Annotated in this window: 13 protein-coding genes; 5 read left to right on the forward strand and 8 right to left on the reverse strand. The window is 73.3% G+C overall.

From position 1 onward, the window contains the following. The first annotated feature begins 83 nt into the window (after positions 1-83). A complete protein-coding gene (locus tag ACLJWH_RS29625; RefSeq protein WP_411144850.1) occupies positions 84-365 on the forward strand; it encodes a dsRBD fold-containing protein in 282 nt (93 codons plus the stop codon). A gap of 246 nt (positions 366-611) precedes the next feature. Here ACLJWH_RS29625 and ACLJWH_RS29630 read toward each other — a convergent pair whose 3' ends face one another. The 5 genes from ACLJWH_RS29630 to ACLJWH_RS29650 form a co-directional block, all read right to left on the reverse strand. Beyond that, positions 612-1,508, reverse strand: a complete 897-nt coding sequence (locus ACLJWH_RS29630; protein ID WP_411144851.1) for a hypothetical protein — start codon at positions 1,506-1,508, stop codon at positions 612-614. 256 nt (positions 1,509-1,764) lie between these two features. After that, positions 1,765-2,598 carry an RNA polymerase sigma factor SigF gene (locus ACLJWH_RS29635; RefSeq protein WP_411144852.1) on the reverse strand — a complete coding sequence of 278 codons (834 nt, stop codon included), beginning with the start codon at positions 2,596-2,598 and terminating at the stop codon, positions 1,765-1,767. 192 nt (positions 2,599-2,790) lie between these two features. Next, on the reverse strand, positions 2,791-3,600 hold the full coding sequence (locus ACLJWH_RS29640; protein ID WP_367432566.1) for an RNA polymerase sigma factor SigF: 810 nt from the start codon (positions 3,598-3,600) through the stop codon (positions 2,791-2,793). Between the two features lie 325 nt (positions 3,601-3,925). After that, the gene (locus ACLJWH_RS29645; RefSeq protein ID WP_411144853.1) at positions 3,926-4,219 is read right to left on the reverse strand and encodes a Dabb family protein; all 294 of its coding nucleotides are present in this window, start codon (positions 4,217-4,219) and stop codon (positions 3,926-3,928) included. A gap of 51 nt (positions 4,220-4,270) precedes the next feature. Then, positions 4,271-4,435 (reverse strand): hypothetical protein, encoded by a 165-nt coding sequence (locus ACLJWH_RS29650; protein WP_165484985.1) that lies wholly within the window; start codon positions 4,433-4,435, stop codon positions 4,271-4,273. A 758-nt stretch (positions 4,436-5,193) separates the two neighbouring features. Between ACLJWH_RS29650 and ACLJWH_RS29655 the strand changes: the two genes are divergently transcribed. Continuing rightward, positions 5,194-5,982 carry a DUF2127 domain-containing protein gene (locus ACLJWH_RS29655; protein ID WP_411144854.1) on the forward strand — a complete coding sequence of 263 codons (789 nt, stop codon included), beginning with the start codon at positions 5,194-5,196 and terminating at the stop codon, positions 5,980-5,982. A gap of 24 nt (positions 5,983-6,006) precedes the next feature. Beyond that, positions 6,007-6,525, forward strand: coding sequence for a hypothetical protein (locus ACLJWH_RS29660; protein ID WP_411144855.1), 519 nt, complete (start codon positions 6,007-6,009; stop codon positions 6,523-6,525). A gap of 144 nt (positions 6,526-6,669) precedes the next feature. Here ACLJWH_RS29660 and ACLJWH_RS29665 read toward each other — a convergent pair whose 3' ends face one another. Then, positions 6,670-7,365: a DUF4232 domain-containing protein gene (locus tag ACLJWH_RS29665; protein ID WP_411144856.1), complete on the reverse strand. Its 696-nt coding sequence runs from the start codon at positions 7,363-7,365 to the stop codon at positions 6,670-6,672. Between the two features lie 164 nt (positions 7,366-7,529). Here ACLJWH_RS29665 and ACLJWH_RS29670 point away from each other — a divergent pair, with 164 nt between their 5' ends. After that, on the forward strand, positions 7,530-7,973 hold the full coding sequence (locus tag ACLJWH_RS29670) for a hypothetical protein (RefSeq protein WP_411144857.1): 444 nt from the start codon (positions 7,530-7,532) through the stop codon (positions 7,971-7,973). 116 nt (positions 7,974-8,089) lie between these two features. Here ACLJWH_RS29670 and ACLJWH_RS29675 read toward each other — a convergent pair whose 3' ends face one another. Beyond that, positions 8,090-9,976: a BTAD domain-containing putative transcriptional regulator gene (locus ACLJWH_RS29675; RefSeq protein WP_411144858.1), complete on the reverse strand. Its 1,887-nt coding sequence runs from the start codon at positions 9,974-9,976 to the stop codon at positions 8,090-8,092. Positions 9,977-10,368: 392 nt separating this feature from the next. Here ACLJWH_RS29675 and ACLJWH_RS29680 point away from each other — a divergent pair, with 392 nt between their 5' ends. Next, positions 10,369-13,206: an AAA family ATPase gene (locus ACLJWH_RS29680; protein ID WP_411144859.1), complete on the forward strand. Its 2,838-nt coding sequence runs from the start codon at positions 10,369-10,371 to the stop codon at positions 13,204-13,206. A 38-nt stretch (positions 13,207-13,244) separates the two neighbouring features. Here ACLJWH_RS29680 and ACLJWH_RS29685 read toward each other — a convergent pair whose 3' ends face one another. Continuing rightward, complete coding sequence (locus ACLJWH_RS29685) at positions 13,245-16,031, reverse strand: ATP-binding protein (protein WP_411144860.1); 2,787 nt, start codon at positions 16,029-16,031, stop codon at positions 13,245-13,247. Positions 16,032-16,420: the final 389 nt, after the last annotated feature.

Here is a 16,420-nt window from a genome sequence, read left to right on the forward strand (position 1 = left end):
GCGGCGGCGTGAGCAGGGCCGTCCCGGCTGCGCGTACGTGCCACCTGGTGCACGCTGGAGGAGTAACGCAGGAGGTGGACGGCATGCAGACGATCGTTGGATGGCACATCGAGGTGGAGTTCGAAGAGGTCGAGAAGAAGACGCGGGCGGCCGTCCTGCTGCGGCTCCAGGACGGCACCGAGCTACGCGCCAAGGGCCAGGCCACCCGCCACCCCAGGGACCCCGAACAGCAACGGACCGGTGAGGAGGTCGCGGCGGCTCGGGCGTTGAACGAACTCTCCTGGGCGCTGCTGGAGAAAGCCGGACACGACATCGAAGACGTGACCCATGTGAAGGCCCACCCGGCGATGCGCGTGACGCCGTGAGCCCTGACGCGCATGACGACGTGAGCCCCACCGCGCCTACAGCGGCGTGAGCCCCGCACGGGCCGGTCAAGATCCCGCTCGGACGAGCGGGCCCGGACCTGGGCCCTGACGACCCGGACCTGGGCCCTGACGACCCGGACCTGGGCTCTTACGACCCGGACCCGGGCCCTGACGACCCGGACCCGGCAGGCACAGCTGCGCCACCTCCAGATCCCCGGCCGGGCCAGGCTCAGGCGCGCCTCCGGGTCACTTCCAGCCGAACGTCACGTCCCGCGTCTCGATGTGCATCCCCAGCGGTACGCGCCACGCGTCCACGCAGACGCGCCAGGTGCCGGTTGTCCGTCGGCCCGGCGCCAGGGGGAGCGGCAGGCTGTGGGTGGAGTTGACGGTGGCCCAGTCGATGCCCAGGAGGCCGATGATGTGGGTGCCGAAGGTGACGGTGCCGGAAGTCACCGGGTTCTTCGCGGTGTTGAGGAAGTCGAGGGTGACCTGCTCGCACCAGCGCACATCGGTACCGGCGAGGGCCGGCTTGCCGATCAGGAGGCCGGCGGGGGCGTTCGGCCCGGCGGGAATGGTGGGGAAGCCGGTGTCAGGCGGAGTGGTGGGAGTGGGGGTGCCCGGGTGGTGTCCGGTGCCCGGGGAGCCACTGCCGTCGCCTCCGCCATCGCCGCCGCTCGCGCCTCCAGGGTTCCCGGAACTCCCAGGGTTTCCGGACGGTGAACTGGGCGTACCAGGACGCGAGTTGGGGGAGCTGGTCGGTCCGCCACCGGTGCCCTCGCCGTGCCCCGCTGCCGCCGCCGCATCCGACGGCGAGGTACCAGGCGCGCCCGAACCCCCCGACGACCCCGACGAGCCGCCCCCGCCTCCGGACGCCCCGCCCGGCCCCCTGGGACCCAGATCACCGCGACGGCCACCGCCACCACCGCTGACGTCGCTCTCTCCGTTGTCGCCGCCGTCCAGCGGCGTCAGCTCGACCCCGTCCCGCGGGGGTACGGGCTTCGTCGGCGCCCGGCTGTCGGCGGGGCCTGCCGCGCCCAGCGCGAGGTAGCTTCGGCCGGCCGTGGACCCGCAGCCGGTGAACAGGATGGCGCCCAGGCACAGTACGGCCGCCGAGGCGGAGGCAACTGCCGTCGTCCGTCGCATCGGGACAGTGTGAGTGACGGTACGTCAGGTGTACATGCCCGTGAAAGGACCGGTACACCAGACTGCCCGTACACCAGGCCCCGCGTACACCCACACCCCCTGGAACCCGCCCATGCGGGACTGCCGGCGGTACGGCGACCGGACTGCCGGTGGCACGGCGACACAGGCTGTCGGTGGCACGGCGCCACAGGCTGTCGGAACGGCGACGACGGGCCCGCCGGTACGGGCGGTACGGCCGCCTGCCGCCGCCCGGCGGTCAGTCCGAGATCAGGCCCTCGCGCAGTTGCGCCAGGGTGCGGGTGAGCAGACGGGAGACGTGCATCTGGGAGATGCCGACCTCCTCGCCGATCTGGGACTGCGTCATGTTGGCGAAGAAGCGCAGCATGATGATCTGGCGCTCACGGGGCGGGAGTTTGGCCAGCAGCGGCTTGAGGGACTCGCGGTATTCGACGCCCTCCAGCGCGGTGTCCTCATAGCCGAGGCGGTCCGCGAGGGAGCCCTCGCCGCCGTCGTCCTCGGGGGAGGGGGAGTCGAGCGAGGAGGCGGTGTAGGCGTTGCCGACCGCCAGGCCGTCGACGACGTCCTCCTCCGACACTCCCAGGCACACGGCGAGTTCGGTGACGGTGGGGGAGCGGTCGAGCTTCTGGGCCAGTTCGTCGCTGGCCTTGGTGAGCGCGAGACGCAGCTCCTGGAGCCGGCGCGGCACCCGTACCGACCACGAGGTGTCGCGGAAGAACCGCTTGATCTCCCCGACGACGGTCGGCATCGCGAACGTGGGGAACTCCACGCCGCGTTCGCAATCGAAACGGTCGATCGCCTTGATCAGGCCGATCGTGCCGACCTGGACGATGTCCTCCATCGGCTCGTTGCGGCTGCGGAAGCGCGCCGCGGCGTACCGCACGAGCGGGAGATTCAGCTCGATCAGGGTGTCGCGGACGTACGTACGCTCCGCGCTGTCCTTGTCGAGCGTGGCGAGCCGCAGGAAAAGGGAGCGGGAGAGCGTGCGGGTGTTGATGGCGTCGTCATGCACGTGTGGTGCAGGCGCGGGAATCGCGGGAAGCACCTTCGAGCTGCCCAGTTCTACGGACATGCCACCCCCTTGAGGTCGCGGTCGGGTCGCTGTGGCATGTCCCCGGACCGAGGCGGACCGAGGAATTGTGCCTCCACCTGAATACCGGAGGCGGCGCCACGGCAAACGCGGTTCCAGCAGAATGTCACATGTCGGCAACACGCTGTAGCGCCAAGTCGACATATCTGCGCGAGAACGGGTCGCTCGTATCGGTTAGGCGTCGATCCTGTTTGCGGACCTGAGTCGGGCGAAGCTCCGCGAGAGCAGCCGCGAGACATGCATCTGCGACACGCCCAGCTCCGCGCTGATCTGGGACTGTGTCAGATTGCTGTAGTAGCGGAGGAGGAGAATCCGCTGTTCGCGCTCGGGGAGCTGGACGAGCAGATGCCGGACGAGGTCGCGGTGCTCGACGCCGGCCAGCTCCGGGTCCTCGTAGCCGAGACGGTCCAGCAGACCGGGCAGCCCGTCGCCCTCCTGGGCGGCCTCCAGGGATGTGGCGTGATATGACCGCCCCGCCTCCAGGCAGGCCAGCACCTCGTCCTCGCCGATCTTGAGACGGTCGGCGATCTCGGCGGTGGTGGGGGAGCGGCCGTGCAGCACGGTCAGATCCTCGGTCGCGCCGTTGACCTGCACCCATAGCTCGTGGAGGCGGCGCGGGACGTGGACGGTGCGAACGTTGTCACGGAAGTAGCGCTTGATCTCGCCGACGACGGTCGGCATGGCGAAGGTCGGAAACTGGACGCCACGGTCGGGATCGAACCGGTCGATCGCATTGATCAGGCCAATGGTGCCGACCTGGACGACATCCTCCATCGGTTCGTTGCGACTGCGAAACCGGGCCGCCGCGTAGCGGACCAGCGGCAGGTTGGCCTCGATCAGCGCGGCGCGGACCCGGGTGTGCTCGGGGGTTCCGGGGTCGAGGCCGCTCAGCTCGGCGAACAGCACCTGGGTGAGCGCCCGCGTGTCCGCGCTTCGGCTCTCGCGGGATGGAGCCTTGGGCGCAGTACGGGCAGTCACGGTCACGCCACCCTTCACAGTGCATTCATCCGGCAAAAGCGGTCATAGCATCACAAGACATGTGCACTGTGTGCAAGCACCCCATAACGCCGTGTTGGGCAGAGAGTTGGGGTGAAACGCCCTCGTACGGACCTGTGCCGGTACGGGTGGCCCTCAGGGGGTCGCTCAGGGGGTTGTCCGGGGTGCCGTCAGGGGTGTCACGGCGTACCCCGTTCGGCCCCATGGGGGCACGGTGAAGCCCCCCGCCGCGGGGCGAGGGGCTCGGGGGACGGGACGAGGGGAGCGAGGGGCGCGGGGCCGAAGGGCGGTGCGGCGCTACGGGCGGCGCGGCTCAGAACTCGTAGTCGGCGATCACCCAGGTGGCGAACTCGCGCCACTGACCGGCCGCAGCCTGGTGGGCCGGGTGCTCCGCATAGCGCTTGAGGGCGTCCCGGTCGGCCACCGACGAGTTGATGGCGAAGTCGTACGCGATCGGACGGTCGGTGATGTTCCAGGCGCACTCCCAGGACTCCAGCTCCGGAATCCGGCCCGCCAGCTCCTGGAACGCCCGCGCGGCGGCCTGTACGCGCGGCTCGTCGCGGGAGACACCTTCGTTGAGCTTGAACAGGACCAGGTGGCGGATCACTGGGGCCTCCGTGCGGGCGGGTGAACGGTGCGGACGGGTCCGGGGGCGCGCTCAGCTGACCAGCTGGGTCATGAATTCGCCGACGCCCTGAGCGGCGTTCGAGATGCCTTCGAACCCTATCTGGACCAGGCCGGCGGCCCGCGCCGGGGACGTGATGATCGTGTAGAGCACGAAGATGAGGACCAGGTACAACACGATCTTCTTCGCCTGTGCCATCAGTCCGTCTCCCCCTACGGCAGTCCCCGCACGCCCCGGGCGGGTTCCCGGATGCGGTCGGGTGAGTGTAACCACTGGTGTTCGATATTGGTGGGTTCGATCGCCGTATCGTTCCACTTCAGAGCCGTCACGGAGCCGTGGACGACCGGTTTCCCCGCCCCCGTGCCGCCCCGCTCGCCACACCCCCGCTCCCCGCGGGCGGGCCGCCCCTCACCCGGCCTTTAAGGACCAAAGGCCCCCCAAGCGAGGTCCTTTGCCCGGCTGTTGGGGAATACGGGGCAGGCAGGATGGGGGACGAGCCCAACGGATCTGGCAGGAATCCGGAGGGCCCGGGACCAGGACCTCACTGCGGGGTCCGCGCCGCAAGCTTCCCCCTGAATGCGGCGTGGACTTGGAGGTTCGGTCCTCTTCGGGGGAAGCGGGTTGTCCCCCCGATGCCGCTTCCCCCGACCGAACCACCGGAGCCCCGGCTCCGGGCCGACCGATACGCGGCCCGGAACCGGGGCTCTTTCGCGTACGCGGCCGGGCTCCCGCTCGCGCTCCCGCTCGTCCTCGTTCCGGGAGCGCCCGCCGCCCCGTCTCCCCGCCGCCCCGTCACCGTGCAACCTTCCGGTGTCCGCCCGGCGTCCCCTTCTCCGTACCACTCCGGGGAGCATCATGTACGCGACAGTACGGAGGGGGCGGGGACGCGCGGCGGCACGGGAAGCGTCGCGTCGCGGCGACGCGTCCGACCACGGAAGGGAAACGGGGCACCGACGATGAAGATCGACTGGGACCGGCGTACCTGCGCACGCCGCGGGCACGTCACCTACCTCCCCCGGGAAGACGCGCTGCGCGCGCGGCTGCACGCGGCCACCGCGCTCGGTGCGGCGTGGCGCTGTCTGCGCTGCGGCGACTTCGTGCTCGGCGACCCGCACGGCTCCGGGCCGGCCGCCGACGCCCCGCTCGTCCCGCGCGGCAAGGTACTGCGCGATCTGTTCATCCTGCGGTTCCTGGCCGTGGAACGCGCGATCCGCGGGGTGTTCGTCGTGCTGGCGGCGGTCGCCGTATGGAAGTTCAGCAACAGCCAGGACGCGGTCCGCCGGTTCTTCGACCAGAACCTCGACGTGATCCGCCCGGTGGCCCGGCACTTCCACTACGACCTGGACCACTCCCCGGTCGTCGGCACCATCCAGAAGACCTTCGGCTACCGGCACTCCACCCTGGTGCTGGTGGCGACACTGCTGCTCGTCTACGCCCTGGTGGAGATCGTCGAGGGCGTGGGGCTGTGGCGCGCCAAGCGCTGGGCGGAGTATCTGACGGTGGTGGCGACGGCGGCGTTCCTGCCGCTGGAGATCTACGAGCTGACCGAGAAGGTCAGCTGGCTCAAGATCGCCACTCTGGTGATCAATATCCTCGCGGTGCTCTACATTGCGCTCGCCAAGCGGCTGTTCGGGCTGCGCGGCGGCCGGGCGGCGTTCGACGAGGAGCGGCAGAGCGCCTCGCTGCTGGAGGTCGAGACCTCCGCCGGAATGCCGGCCCCCGCGTACCACGGCGGCACCGGCTGACCGCACGACTGGGGGAACGGACCGATGGGCAAGAACGACACGATGGGCACGACGGGCACGATGAAGACCAAGGACACGATAGGCATGGGTGAGATGAACTCCGCACGGCAGCAGGCAGGTTCGCGTCGGCACGGTGCGCATACGCCGGAGACGCCGCGGCGTACCCGGCGACGGCCGGCGGCGGTGCTGGCGCTGTTGTTCGGCCTGTTGGCGGCGGCCGCCGGTCCGGCCGTGGCGGCCCAGAGCGAGCCGGCGCCGCACGCCGCGGCCGCCGTCCGGCACACGGCCCCGGACGCCCGTACGGCACCGGCCGCACAGACCGCGCCGGCCGACGCCACGCGCCCCGCCCCGCACGTCCAGGACACGAGCCTTCAGGCCGCGACGCCGGCGCGGGTGACGCTGGCCAAGGAGAAGAAGAAGGCCGGCTTCTTCAAGAAGCTCGGCATCTTCCTGATCGTGCTGATCCTCATCATCGTGGCCATCGTGATCCTGGTGATCTGGCTGATCGTCCGCCTGATCCGCCGGCTGCTGGGCCGCCGCTGACACCTGCCGCCACCCCGGCTGCCGGCTCCCGCCTCTGGACGGGGGACGGCAGCCGGGGCCGGACCTTCCGCACCTGGCCGAGCCGAGGGCGCGCAGCACATCCGGGCGGGCGCGGACGCCGTCGACGTCCTTCCGCGGCAGTCGTCAGCCGTCCGTGCCGTCGCCGGGCACCGCGTCCGACGGGTTCGTGTGCCAGTTGGTCACGATGGGCCGATCGACCTCGAAGGCGCCGACATGGAGGGAGGCCGGGACCGCGTCAGGACCGTCGCCGGCGGTGTGCACGATGATGTCGGCCAGCTCCTTGCCGCCGTCGTCTTTGGTGGTCTTGGGGTTGACCCCGGCGTACGCCGTCGTGGAGCCGCTCAGGGTGATCGAATCGCCGGCGACCTGCTCGGCGTTGGTGGCCTCGGTGCCGCCCGAGCCGAAGGCCACGCCCGGCAGCCCGTCCAGGTCGCATGTGATGCCCGGCTTCGCCTTGGCGGAGATCAGGAGGTAGCCGCCGGCCTGGGTCTCGGAGCGGGCGCTGAGGTCGAGGTCGTTGCTGCCGCATGCCTGGCTGACCTTGCCGCCCATGCTCCCGGCGGGCGCGCCCGTCTGCGAGGCGTGGCCGGACCCGCCTTTCGCCGCGCCCCCGCCCGAGGAACGCGAGGAGTTGGCGGAACCCGAGGAGTTGGCGGAGTCCGGCGAGCCCGAGGGCGTGCCCGTGGTGGCCGGAGCCGGGGCGCTGGTCTTCAGGGCGGGCGACTGGGAGGCCGATGTGAGGTCCTGGCAGGAGGTCAGTGCCAGGGCGGAGACGACGACGGTGGTGGCCACTGCGGCCGATCGGATCAGAGGGTGCATGCGGAGATGGTTGAAGAGCGCGATCAGGAACCGGTCAGCGGCCGATGAACGAGCCGCCGCGCCGCCGTTCACCCCGCACTGATTCCGTGGTGATCGGGACCGGCCAGAGTGCTCGTGACCGCTGCCGGTCATCCGGGCCGGTGGCTTGCACGAGGGATGAAGAGATGCGTCGGTACACGTTCAAGCGGGCCACCGCGATGCTGGCGGCGGGCACGGCGCTGGCAGGGGTCGCCGGACTGGCGAGCGCCACCAGCGCCGCCGCCGGCGGGAACAACCTGTGCAGCGAGCAGAACTATGACGTCCCCAGCGCCTGTGTCGGGTGGGAGGCCGACGGGTCCCTGCGCGCCTTCGGGCTCACCGACTACGCCGACAACAGCTGCCGGGTCGACGTGGTCCTCAAGGACATGACGACCAACGTCACCTGGACGCGTTCGGAGGGCTGCGGCGACGGCCAGCCCGACACCGAGGGCCGGGGGACCGGGAACTACCACGCGGGCCCCTCGCTCCCCAACCCGACCCACGGTCACGTCTACCGCGGCGAGCTGCGCGTGACCTGGAACGGCGGTGCCAGTTACGTCACCACCGCCAGCCCTTCGCTGAACTACTGACGCGCCGGTTCTCTGCCGGACCGGTGACGGGCGGCCCGGAGCACCGTGGCTCCGGGCCGTCGCACCCTCCCGCGATCGCGATCGCAGCCGCAGCCGTCTCAGCCGCCGCAGCCGTCTCAGCCGGCGACCGGCAGGCACAGCAGGCGGCCGAGCCCGTCGGTGTCCGTACCGCCGTCCTCGGCCGCCCGGTGCAGGGCGAAACACCGCACCAGGCTGTGCAGGCGATAGCGGCCCGCCCGCGGAGACCGGAGCAACGCGGCGTCGACCAGCGACTCCAGCAGGTCCTCGGCGGTGTCCCGCGCCATGTCCAGGACCGTGGCAGCCGCCACCAGGGACACGTCGGACACGAGAGACAGGTCGGAGGCGTCCGGGGACGTCATCGCGGCCAGCACCCGCAGCGCCCTCGCCTGGTCGGCGCTCAGCTGCCGATAGCCGGCCTGGAAGGCGGCCTCCAGCGTCAGGCCGTCCAGCCGCAGCTCCCTGAGCCGGCGGCCCTCGTCGGCGAGCCGGCCGGCCAGGTCGCCGATCGTCCGGTTGGGCCGGGCCGCGATCCGCTCGGCCGCGATCCGTACGGCCAGGGGCAGGTGGCCGCAGGCTTCGGCCACCGCGAGCGCGTCCTCGTGTTCCGCGGGGATACGGGCGGGTCCGGCGACCGCGCCGAGCAGCGCGAGCGACTCCTCGGGGCGGAAGACGTCCAGGGCGATCCGGCCGGTCAGGGGCAGGCCCCCGAGGCCCGTCCGGCTCGTCACGACGACCCCGCAGCTCGCGGAGCCGGGCAGCAGCGGCCTGAGCTGCGCGGCATCGCGCACATCGTCCAGCACGAGCAGCACGCGCCGGCCGTCCAGCTCCGAACGCAGCAGCCGGGACCGGTCGTCCAGCCCCGGGGGAACCGCGCCGGGCGCGACGCCCAGCGCCGTCAGGAATGCCGCCAGCGTCGCCGCCGGGTCGGCCGGTGTCCGCGACAGCCCGGCCAGGTCCGCGTACAACTGGCCGTCCGGATACGCGGCGCGGACCCGGTGTGCCACACGCAGGGCCAGCGCGGTCTTGCCGATCCCGGCCATCCCGTTGACCAGGACGATGGCGGGGGCCGGGCGCTCGCCCCCGGTGAGCAGGGCGCTCAGCCGGGAGGCTGCGTCCTCGCGGCCAGTGAAGTCCGCCGGTGGGGCGGGCAGTTGCGCGGGGGGACGGACCGGCCGCCGCGCCGACGGTGGGCCGGGCCGTTGCGCGGGGACCAGCCAACGTCGCGCGGTGGCCGGGAGGTTCAGGGGGCGTGGGCCCGCCGGGCCGCGTTCCGCCGGTTCCGGTCGCGGTGCCGGTGCCAGGTCGCCCCGCAGGATCCCGAGATGGAGCTGGGTCAGCTGCGCGCCCGGGTCGACCCCCAGCTCCTCGGCCAGCCGCGCCCGGTACGCGGCGAACACCGTCAGCGCCTCCGGCCGGCGGCCCGTCCCGCACAGCGCTCGCATCAGCAGGGCGTGCGGCCGTTCGCGCAGCGGATGCGTGACCGTCAGCTCGACGAGCCCGGGAAGGGCCGAGGGGGCTTCGCCCAGCAGGAGGTCGAGTTCCAGGCGCTCCTCCAGCAGCGCCAGCCGCAGCTCCTCCAGCCGGGCGCGCTGACCGTGCGCGAAGGGGCCCGGCACCCCGGACAGCGGCTGGCCGTGCCACAGGTCCAGCGCGTCGGCCAGCAGCCCCCGTGCCTCCTCGGGCCGTCCCGCGGTCCGCGCCCGCGCGGCCTGCCCGGCGAGCGACTCGGCCCGCAGGGCGTCCACGGCGGACGCGGACACCGCCAGCCGGTAGCCGTCGCCCGCCGACAGCAGCACGCCGGGCGCGGACGGATCCCCTTCGAAGCTCTTCCGCAGCTGCCAGGCGTAGGTCCGGATGGTGGCGGCCGGACCGGCCGGCAGCTCCTGACCCCACACCGCGTCGACGAGCTGCGCCAGGGACACCGCGCGGCCCGGCCGCAGCGCCAGCGCCGCCAGCACGGCCTGCCGCTGGGGCGAGCCCACCGGGATCTCCCGCCCGTCCCGGCATACGCGCACCACCCCGAGCACCGCACACCGCACTTCCTCCCGCACCAAGGCCCCCACCGGTCAGAACGCGGCCACGGCGAGGCCGGCGCCGGGACGGAGCGGCCCGCGAACCGTTCGATCGTCGTCGGTCATATGCGTTCCTCCTGCTGGTGGTGACGGTCCGGGTCCGTCTTCCGGGACCCTCACGCTAGGAACGGGGCGACCGCCCGCCTCCGAGACATCGGCGGCGCGGCACCGAGGGAATTCCTTTCACATCCCTTTTGAGCACACGTGACGACTCCTTTACGGTGCTTGCGCGCGGGCCGCGCCCAGCACCCGGCCGACCAGGCCGATCCCGCGACAGTGGGTGAAGTGGGATCGGAGAGACGATGATCTTCGGGCGGGAGCCGGAACTCAGGGCACTGCGGGACGCGGTGGACCGCGCCGCCCGGGGACAGGGCGGGCTGCTCGTGCTGCGCGGCGGCAGCGGGGTGGGCAAGAGCACGCTGCTGGCCGAGGCACGCACGTACGCGGCGGCACGCGGACTGGCCGTCCGCAGCGCGGACAACGGTCCGCTGGACGCGGAGATCCCCTTCGGCACGGCCCACCGTCTGCTGACGTCGCACCCGTCCGGTACGAGGACGTCCGGCCCGCCCGCCGGGAGCACGGGCCACGAGCCGCTCCCCGACGGACCGGCGTGGCCCGCGAGGGCACCCGCCACCCGAGGCACCGGCCCCGGCACCGACGTCTCGCAGCCCGCTCTGCACGCGCTGTTCCGCACGGTGGCCCGGCTCGGCGCCGGCGACGGCGCGCTGCTCGCGGTGGACGACCTGCAATGGTGCGACGCGGCCTCGCTGCGGGGGCTGAGCTACCTCGCCCACCGCTGCGAGCAGATCCCGATCGTGATCGTGGCCTGCCTCAACGACTCCGAGTCCCCGGCCGACCCTGGTCTGGTCAACGCCGTGTGCAGGGCCGGGACCCGGATGCGGGTCACCGGTCTGGACGCGGACGCCACCGACGCATGGCTGCGCTCCGCACTGGCCGACACCGACCCGGCCCTGCGACAGACCTGCCACCGGCTCACCGACGGCAACCCCTTCCTGCTGACGGAACTGGTCACCTCGTTCGCCCGGCACGGCATACCGGCGGACACCGAGGCCCTGAACCGGTTCACGGCCGAGGGCCTCACCCGCAGGATCCGTCAGCGCCTGGCCCGGGTGTCCGACGGGGCCAGGGCACTGGCCAGGGCGCTGACGGTGGCCGACGACCAGATGGACATCACCACCCTGGCGGCACTGACGGATCTCGATGTGCCGGACGCCGCCCACGCGGTCGCCGAACTGGTCACCTCCGGCATCGTCGCCGACGCCTCCCGCATCCGGTTCGCCCACACCCTGCTGCGCAACGCCGTGGACGGCACCGTGCGGCCGCCCTTCCGCCGGGCCGCGCACGCGCGGGCGGCGGCCCTGCTGCGCGAGACGGGCGCGCCGACGGAGGTGGTCGCCGCACATCTGGTGAAGGCGGGACCGCCCGAAGAACCGTGGATGACGCGTACGCTCGCCGCCGCCGCCACGTCGGCGCACGCCCTCGACGCTCCCGACATCGCGCTGGGCTTCCTGCGGCACGCCCTGACGGGCCCCCACCCGGACCGCTCCCCGTTGCTCTGCTACCTGGGCCTGCTGGAATCCTATACCGGTGGTGAGCAGGGCCCGGCCCACCTGGCCGAGTCCCTCGCGCTGGCCCACGACCCGGTGGGCCGGTCCGGTGCGGTGGCGCACCTGGCCTGGTGTCCCGAACCGCCGCAGGACAGCATGCGCGTGCTCGCGGAGGCGCTCGACCAGGCGGACGCGTCCCAGAAGGCGGACGTGGCCTGCTACTACGGACTGGCCCTGGCCGGGCGCGCGATGCGGTTCAAACCCGGCCGGGACCATCGGGCCGGAGTCGCGTTCCTGCGCGCCCGGATCAGGAACGAGCCCTGGGAGCGGCCCTTGTCCGACATGGCCACGGCCTGTCTGACGCTGATGGAGGGCACCTCGGCGGCGACCGCGGTCACCCACGCGCGGCGCGCGGTCGAGGACCTGCTCCGGTCGGATCGCTACCGGGTCATCCCCACCGGCTCCGCCTTCCGCCGCCCCGGCGGGCTGGCCCAGATGATCCTCGGCCAGGCCGCCTGGACCCTTCTGCACGCCGACGAGACGGACGAGGCCCTGGCGGCGGTGGCCCACGAGGCGTTCACCGACGGCCGGCTCGGGCACGGGGCGGCCGAGGCGAGCCGCCAGTACATCCGTGGTCTGGCTCATCTGCGGGCCGGTGCGCTGCGCCGGGCGCGGGACGAACTGGAAGCGGGCATCCGGTACGCCCAGATATCCGGCGAGGCCAACACCGCCTGGTACGCGGTCCGCGTCACCCTGTACGTCGAGACCCTGGTCACCCAGGGAGAACACCCGCACCTGCTCCAGCTGAGGGATTCCCCGCGCGGGCGTTCCGCGCTGTCCCACCTGGACGACTTCCAGCCCTTCCTCCTCCAGCGCGGCCGCAACCTCGCGGCCCTCGGGGAACACCACCCGGCGCTGGAACTGATCGAGCGGGCCGGCGCGCTCGCGACACAGTGGCACACCGACAACCCGTCGCTGATGCCATGGCGTTCGGAGGCCGCCCTGGTGCGGCTCGCCCTGGGTGAGCGGAAGGCCGCGCGGGACCTGACGGAAGCGGAGGTGGCGCGGGCCCGCCGCTGGGGTGGTCCGCTCACCCTGAGCCAGGCGCTGGCCCGTCACGGCCGGGTCCTGGGCGAGCCGGAGACCATCGAGCAGGCGCTCGATCTGCTGACGGACCGACGCGCGGAGTGCCATCGCGCGCACGGCCTCGTCCTGCTGGGCGAGACGCTGTGGGAGCGGGGCCACCGCGACGACGCCGTACGGCAGTTGATGCGCGGTTACGACACCGCGGTCAGCTGCGGCGCCGGGCTGCATGCCGCCCGCGCCGCGTCCGCTCTGGCCGGGGCCGGCGCCCGTCCCCGGCGCATCACCGGTGTCCCCGCGCTGACCCGGCAGGAACGGCTGATCGCCTGCCGTGCCGCCGAGGGCGCCACCAACCGGGAGGTGGCGGAGGAACTCCTGCTCACGCTGCGCACGGTCGAGCAGCACCTGACCCACGTCTACCGGAAGCTGGGCATCGGCGGACGCGCGGGCCTGCGCCCGGTGCTGGCCGCGGCGGGCCTGGTGCCGTAGACGGGGTGACCTCAAGGAGCGAGCCACCGCCCGGTAGCTCAAGGAGCGCCGTCGAGCAGTTCGTCGGTCAGCTCGCTCCGGCCGGTGATGCCCAGCTTGCGGTAGCCACGGGTCAGGTGCTGCTCGACCGTTCTGCGCGTGAGGAAGTGCAGGTCGGCGATCTCCCCGTTGGACAGGCCGCGCAGGGCGAACTCCAGGATCTGCCGCTCCCGGGCGGTGAGCGCCGCCGCTCCGGTGCGGGGCCTCTTGGGGCGCAGCCCGGTGCCGCGCAGCAGGGCGCGGGCCTGTCCCAGGACAGGGGCGCCTTCGCAGGCGGTGGCCAGCTCGAATCCCCGGTAGAGCAGTTCCACACCGCGCTCGTGTTCGCCGGCCAGGACGGTTTCGCCGAGGGCGGTCACCGCGGCGGCCAGGGTGTAGCGGCAGGGCGAGGGTTCGAGCAGCGCCACCGCCTCCTCCAGCAACTCCCGCCGGCTGCCGGGCAGGCACTCCGCCGTGGTGACCAGAGCGTTGCCCAGCACGTACGGCGTGCCCCACCGGCGGGCCATGGCCAGCTCCTGTTCGGCGAACCGGGCCGCCTCGTCCGGACGGCCCAGGCGGAGGTGGGCGAGTGCCGCGTATCCGCGCCAGGGGCCTGCCACGGCCGGGCCGGTTCCGTCGTCGTGCTGTCCGCCGCAGGTGAGGAAGTCCGCCAGCGCGGCCCCGGCGTCCCGGCGGGCGAGCCGCAGGCGTCCGCGCGCATGGGCCAGCCGGTGCTGCTCCGGCCGCGCCAGCGGGTGACCGTCGCCGAAGCCGTGCCGTGCGAGAAGGCCCCCGGCCTCGTCCAGGTCACCCCGCTCGACCAGGCACTCGGTGAGCACATCGAGGGTGAACCCGAGGTCGTCCCGGTCGGGCGGCAGGTACCGCAGCCGGGAAAGGGCCGCCCGCCCGGCTCGGGCACTGCGCACGGCCTGGGTGAGCCGGCCGCGGATCAGCGCCGCTCGGGCGAGGTGGGAGTGGGCGAGGAACTCCAGTGTGGTGGAGCCCCGTTCCGCCGCCATCCGCAGGGCGGCGGCGCAGTACGTCTCGACCTCGTCCAGCCGCTCCGCCGCGAGCAGGGCGCCCACCGCGGTCCAGGCGACGATCCGCTCGTCGCGCCGGACGGGCAGCCCGTCGGTCAGTGCCCGCCGGGCCAGCTCCACGGCCCGCTGGGGTGAGCCGCCGGACTCGGCCTCCTGGTGGGCGAGCAGGGCGGCGGTGCAGGGGTCCGCCCCGGCCGCCTCCGGTAGCGGTCCGCCGTGCCAGGCGTGGATCAGACGGGGTGGCGTGTTGAGGTTCCGGGCCCAGGCGACGGCCCGTCCCCCCTCGGCCGCCGCCTCCTCCGGCGCGATCCCGGCCAGCCGTCGCAGCTCCGGATCCAGTATGGCCATACCGGCTTCGAAGCCGTCGCGCAGCAGCATCGACCGGCCGAGCGACCAGGCCACGCGCGCTCTGAGCCGCGGATCCTCGGCCTCGGCGAGCAGGTCCGCGAGCCGGGCCTCGGCCTCGGGCAGGTTGGCCTCCTGTTCGGCCTCGGCCAGCTCGGTGCGCAGTTCCAGGCTGGGCGCGAGCTCCGCCGCCCGGCGCAGATATCTGACCGCGGTCCCGGGCGCGCCCCGCAGCGAGGCGGTGGCGGCGGCCTCGCGAAGCACGTCCGGCGCCCACGGAGCGGTGCTGGGCGCCGCGGACAGCAACTGGTCGGCGACCCGCTCCGGCGGCGCGCCCCGGTCGTGCAGCAGTCCGGCGGCTCGGGCGTGGGCCAGGCCCCGGACCACGACGGTCATCTCCGCCGCGACCGAGGTGCGCACGACGGAGTGCGTGAAGTGCGGTGCGCACGCGTCGCGCAGCACACCCAGCCGTACGAGGACCCGGTGGGCCTCCTCCGTCTGCTGCTCCGTGAGGCAGGCCAGCGCGCCCGCCACGGCCGGGTCGGCGCCGTCGCCGAGGACCGCGACCGCCCGCGCGAGCCGGGGCGCGGCGGGCATCGCCTGGTGCAGGCGCGCGAGCACGGCGCGACCGACCGACGCCGGGCCGAGCCGGTGGACGTCGTCCGGCGTCACCGCCGCGGGCCCGCGCAGCGTGTGCAGCACTTCCAGCAGCAGGTACGGATTGCCGCCGCTGACCTCACGGCAGGCGGCGGCGAGCGCGGCCGGGTCCGGGCCGGGCAGCACCGTCTCCACCAGTGTGCGCACCGCCTGCGTGCCGAGCCCGCCCAGCCGTACCGTGCGGAGCCGGCCCAGCAGCTCACCGAGCGCCCCCTCGGCCGGGCTGCCCGTACAGGTGGCCACGGCGATGGCCAGCGGCAGCGGGGCGATGCGTGCCGCCAGGTACCTCAGCCAGCGCAGCGAAGCGGTATCCGCCTCGTGGAGGTCATCGACCGACAGCAGCACCGGCTCCCTGCGGCAGAGCGCCGCCACCAGCCGGGTCACCTCCCGCGACCGGTCCGCGAAGGATCCGGGGCCGGGCTCCGGCGCCCCCGCGGGCAGCGGTTCCTCGGCGATCCAACGCAGCGCCCGCGCCTCTTGGGGAGGGATGCGGCGCCGCCCGTCGACGGGGTCCGCGAGGAACAGCGGCTCGAACAGCTGCCGTACGACGCCGAAGTCGAAGTCACGCTCCAGGGCACCGGACCGGGCCCGCAGCACGAGGAAGCCGCGTTCCTGTGCCCGGCGTTCCACCTCGCGCAGCAGCGCGGTCTTACCGATACCGGGCTCCCCGGCGAAGGCCAGCGACGCGGCGGACTCCCCGGCGACGGCCGCGAACAGCCCCTTGAACTCCTCGCACTCGGCCTCGCGGCCGACCAACAGCTCCATGCCTTCCCCCGCTCCGGCCGGCGGACCGCTCGCCGCACCAGCGGTAACCGCGACCGCCCCGGCCCCGCGCGTACCACCGTCCCTCTCCCGCGCCACCAGGTCACCAGGAGCATACGGACCGGCCCACCGCCCACCACCGGGACAAGGGCCCGACCGCACCGTGAGAACACCGACACCGACGCCGACGCCGACGCCGACGCCGACGCCGACGCCGACGCCGACGGGCCCACGACCTGGACCGTGGGCCGGCCGTTCTCCCTGCCCCCTTCCGGTCGGGCCGGAACACCATGGCGGCGGCATCCGTGCCGTCGGCGAGGCCGTCGCCGATCTCTTCGACGAGCTGCCCGGCAGTGGTGGAGTCCTCAAGGGAAATCGTGCCGGAATTCCTC

This window comes from Streptomyces sp. x-80 (genome assembly GCF_046549095.1).
Classification (GTDB): Bacteria; Actinomycetota; Actinomycetes; order Streptomycetales; family Streptomycetaceae; genus Streptomyces; species Streptomyces celluloflavus.

Coding starts and splice junctions, on each gene's coding strand:
- ACLJWH_RS29625 (WP_411144850.1), top strand. CDS start 84: ATGCAGACGATCGTTGGATGGCACATCGAGGTGGAGTTCGAAGAGGTC.
- ACLJWH_RS29665 (WP_411144856.1), bottom strand. CDS start 7,365: ATGCACCCTCTGATCCGATCGGCCGCAGTGGCCACCACCGTCGTCGTC.
- ACLJWH_RS29660 (WP_411144855.1), top strand. CDS start 6,007: ATGGGCAAGAACGACACGATGGGCACGACGGGCACGATGAAGACCAAG.
- ACLJWH_RS29630 (WP_411144851.1), bottom strand. CDS start 1,508: ATGCGACGGACGACGGCAGTTGCCTCCGCCTCGGCGGCCGTACTGTGC.
- ACLJWH_RS29670 (WP_411144857.1), top strand. CDS start 7,530: ATGCGTCGGTACACGTTCAAGCGGGCCACCGCGATGCTGGCGGCGGGC.
- ACLJWH_RS29680 (WP_411144859.1), top strand. CDS start 10,369: ATGATCTTCGGGCGGGAGCCGGAACTCAGGGCACTGCGGGACGCGGTG.
- ACLJWH_RS29635 (WP_411144852.1), bottom strand. CDS start 2,598: ATGTCCGTAGAACTGGGCAGCTCGAAGGTGCTTCCCGCGATTCCCGCG.
- ACLJWH_RS29650 (WP_165484985.1), bottom strand. CDS start 4,435: ATGGCACAGGCGAAGAAGATCGTGTTGTACCTGGTCCTCATCTTCGTG.
- ACLJWH_RS29655 (WP_411144854.1), top strand. CDS start 5,194: ATGAAGATCGACTGGGACCGGCGTACCTGCGCACGCCGCGGGCACGTC.
- ACLJWH_RS29685 (WP_411144860.1), bottom strand. CDS start 16,031: ATGGAGCTGTTGGTCGGCCGCGAGGCCGAGTGCGAGGAGTTCAAGGGG.